The sequence below is a fragment of the Kineococcus glutinatus genome (assembly GCF_039542765.1).
Taxonomy (GTDB): domain Bacteria; phylum Actinomycetota; class Actinomycetes; order Actinomycetales; family Kineococcaceae; genus Kineococcus_A; species Kineococcus_A glutinatus.
Genome location: NZ_BAABIL010000562.1, coordinates 1 through 3,341 on the forward strand (window position 1 = coordinate 1; position 3,341 = coordinate 3,341).

The 3,341-nt window shown below is 73.4% G+C and carries 5 protein-coding genes and 1 pseudogene; all 6 read left to right on the forward strand.

The window, feature by feature from the left end:
* A pseudogene (locus ABEB16_RS18165) lies at positions 1–399 on the forward strand (hypothetical protein); the annotation flags it as partial.
* A 180-nt stretch (positions 400–579) separates the two neighbouring features.
* Positions 580–1,026 carry a roadblock/LC7 domain-containing protein gene (locus tag ABEB16_RS18170; protein WP_345713623.1) on the forward strand — a complete coding sequence of 149 codons (447 nt, stop codon included), beginning with the start codon at positions 580–582 and terminating at the stop codon, positions 1,024–1,026.
* Positions 1,027–1,031: 5 nt separating this feature from the next.
* Entirely contained in the window at positions 1,032–1,430 is a 399-nt protein-coding gene (locus ABEB16_RS18175; RefSeq protein WP_345713624.1) for a DUF742 domain-containing protein, read from the forward strand.
* Positions 1,411–2,037: a GTP-binding protein gene (locus tag ABEB16_RS18180; protein WP_345713625.1), complete on the forward strand. Its 627-nt coding sequence runs from the start codon at positions 1,411–1,413 to the stop codon at positions 2,035–2,037. Before ABEB16_RS18175 ends, ABEB16_RS18180 begins: the two co-directional genes overlap by 20 nt.
* A 152-nt stretch (positions 2,038–2,189) precedes the next feature.
* Complete coding sequence (locus tag ABEB16_RS18185; protein ID WP_345713626.1) at positions 2,190–2,684, forward strand: Uma2 family endonuclease; 495 nt, start codon at positions 2,190–2,192, stop codon at positions 2,682–2,684.
* Between the two features lie 144 nt (positions 2,685–2,828).
* Positions 2,829–3,341 (forward strand): Hpt domain-containing protein (locus tag ABEB16_RS18190; protein ID WP_345713627.1); only part of this gene is annotated, 513 nt, incomplete at its 3' end.

Here is a 3,341-nt window from a genome sequence, read left to right on the forward strand (position 1 = left end):
CCCGCGCTGCCGCAGCGCCGCCGCCCGGACGTCCCGGGCCCGGCCGCGGAGGCCGCGGCCCCCGCGGAGGCGCCGGCCGTCCGGCCCGTGGGCGACGTGCTGCGCCAGCGCTCGACGCTGGCCGCGGAGGCCCTGTCGGAGATGACGAAGGGCGCCAGCTTCCGCCCGACCATGGGCGGCGGTTCCCAGCCGCTGGTCCGGCGCCAGGCCGGCGCCACCCCGGCGGCCCAGCAGGCCCCGGCCCGTCCCACCGCCGCCGCCCGCCAGCGGCGCGCCCCGGCCGACGTCCGCTCCATGCTGAGCGGCTTCCAGGCCGGTGTCTCCCGCGGCCGCGCCACGGTCGGGTCCGCGGAGAACCCCTCCGCGGAGGGCGGTGCGGATGAGACCGCCGGCATCTGACCCCCTCGTCCCGGCACCCGCCGGGACGAGGGGTGCCGGGGCCCGCCCCGCGCACCCGCCCCGCTGCGCCACCACCGGCAGCGCCCGCCCCACCCGGACGCCGTCCGGCACCACCCAGACCCGCTGCACCCAGACCCGCAGCACCCAGACCCGCTGCACCCAGACCGGAGGAACCCCACTGTGACCGCGATGAGCTCCGAGGCCGCCGACTTCAGCTGGCTCCTCGACAACTTCGTCCGCAGCACCCCCGGCGTCCGCCACACGGTGGTCGTCTCCGCCGACGGGCTGCTCATGGCCATGTCGGACCAGCTCACCCGCGAGGCGGGCGACCAGCTCTCCGCGATCGTCTCGGGCATGTCCAGCCTGTGCCGCGGCGCGGCCCGCCAGCTCGACGCCGGCGAGGTCCGCCAGGCGATCATCGAGATCGACGAGATGTTCTTCTTCCTGGTGAACGTCTCCGACGGCTCCATCCTCGCCGTCGCCGCCGACGCCGGCTGCGACGTGGGCCTCATCGGCTACGAGATGGCCATGCTGGTGCAGCGCTGCGAGGCGACCCTGACGCCGCAGCTGGTGTCGGAGATGCGGGCGAACCTGCCCGTCTCCGCGCCGGCTGCTGCGGGGTGGTGACTGAGATGACACCACCGCCCGGCAGGGCGGACCTCTGGTCCGACGAGGACGACGACGCCGCCGAGGAGTTCACCGTGCGCCCGTACACGGTGACCGGCGGACGGACGCGGCCCTCCGACACCGGCATCCCGGTCGAGGCGCTCGTCGAGGCGCTCGGCCAGCCGGAGATCGGGATGACGCCGGAGCGGCGGCGCATCCTCGAGCTCACCGCGACGCAATACCTGTCCGTCGCCGAGCTCTCCGCCCACATCCACCTGCCCGTCGGGGTCGTCCGGGTCGTCGTCAGCGACCTGGCCGGCGCCGGACAGGTCCGCGTCCACGGTCTGAAGACCTCCACCACGGCGGAGCCCGCCACAACCATCAGCGTCCTGGAGAGTGTTCTCAATGGCATTTCCTCGCTCTGACGTGAGCAACCCCACGGGGGCCGCAGCGCCGGCGGGGAACGCCGGCGCCCCCACGGCCGCGCCCACCGTCGTCAAGATCGTCGTCGCCGGCGGTTTCGCCGTCGGGAAGACGACCTTCATCGGCTCCATCTCCGACATCGAGCCGCTGCGCACCGAGGCCGCGATGACGGAGCACTCCCTCGGCGTGGACGACGCCGGTGTCAACACCGGCCGCAAGACGTCGACGACGGTGGCCATGGACTTCGGCCGCATCGCGCTGCCGGGCAACCTGTGGCTGTACCTGTTCGGCACCCCCGGCCAGGACCGCTTCCTCTTCATGTGGGACGACCTGGTCAAGGGCGCCATCGGGGCCGTCGTCCTCGTCGACACCGACCGCCTCGACCAGTGCTTCCCGGCCGTGGACTACTTCGAGTCCCGCGGCATCCCGTTCGTCGTCGCGGTCAACTGCTTCGACGGCGTCGCCCAGCACGAGCTGGAGGCGGTCCGGGAGGCGCTGGCGGTCGGCCCGCACGTGCCGTTCGTCTACACCGACGCCCGCAGCAAGGCGGCGACGAAGCACTCGCTCATCACCCTGGTGCAGCTGGCCCTCACCCGCCTCAACGGCTGAGCGGCGCACCCGACGGCAGCGCCGGTCCCCTCGCGGGACCGGCGCTGCCGTCGTCGCGGGCACCGCCCGGACGTGGGGCAGACTGGGCGAGGGCCTGGGACGGGAGGTGCGAGGTGGCTGCGGAAGTTCACGAAGCCCTGCACGGTGTCCCCATGTCGTGGGAGGACTACCTCGCGCGCGGTGAGTACGGGGAGTACATCGATGGCTCGTTCTACCCGCGCATGGTGACCGGGGAGCACCAGGACGTGGTGCAGGCGCTCTACGTCCTGCTGGCCGGGACGGGACACCGGGTCTTCGCGACGTGGGGGTGGCGGCCGACGAGCGCCAGGCGCAAGCACGAGCCGGACCTGATGGTCATCGACCGCGAGCACGCCGGCCGGGTCGACCGCCGCAGCCAGTACTGGGACGGTCCGGTGGCGCTGCTCGTAGAGGTCCTGTCCCCTTCGAACGAGTCGAAGGACTGGGTGCGCAACATGCGCGACTACGCCGCGCTCGGCTGCCCCGAGTACTGGATCGTCTCGCCGTGGGGTCGCGCGGTGCACGTCTTCGGACTCGTCGACGGGGCCTACGAGCTCGACGAGGTGATCACGGGGGTGCGGGAGCTGCCGAGGTGGGGGCTGGCCGTGGACACCGACGTGCTGCTCTGAACACCGCCCGCACCACCCGCACCACCGACAGCGCCCCGCCGGATCCGGTGGGGCGCCGTTTCAGGTGCGGCCCCGATCTGCCGATGGTCCACGCAGGGTGCACAGGGCACCGAGCAGGATCACCGAGACCCGGGAGTGGGCCGCATGGACGACATGGACGAGATCGTCCAGGAGTTCCTCGTCGAGAGCTACGAGAACCTGGATCAGCTCGACCGCGACCTCGTCGCCCTGGAGCAGCAGCCGGAGTCGCGCGAGCTCCTCGCCAGCGTCTTCCGCACCATCCACACGATCAAGGGCACGAGCGGCTTCCTCGCGTTCTCCCGCCTGGAGGCCGTCGCCCACGTCGGCGAGAACCTGCTGGCGCGCCTGCGCGACGGCCAGCTCGTCATGACGCCCCTGACCACCGACGTGCTGCTGCGCATGGTGGACACCATCCGCGCGCTGCTGGACCGCATCGGCGAGACCGGTGCCGAGGGCGACGTCGAGGTCGACGCCGTCGTCGCGGCCATCCGCGCCGTCCTCGACGGCGAGACCCCGGTCCTGCCGGCCGCCGGTGGCGAGGCCGCCCCCGAGCCGGTCGCCGCGCCGGTCGCCGAGCCGGTCGCGGAGGCCCCCGCCAAGCACGCCGCGGAGGTCGCCCCCGAGCCGGTCGCGGAG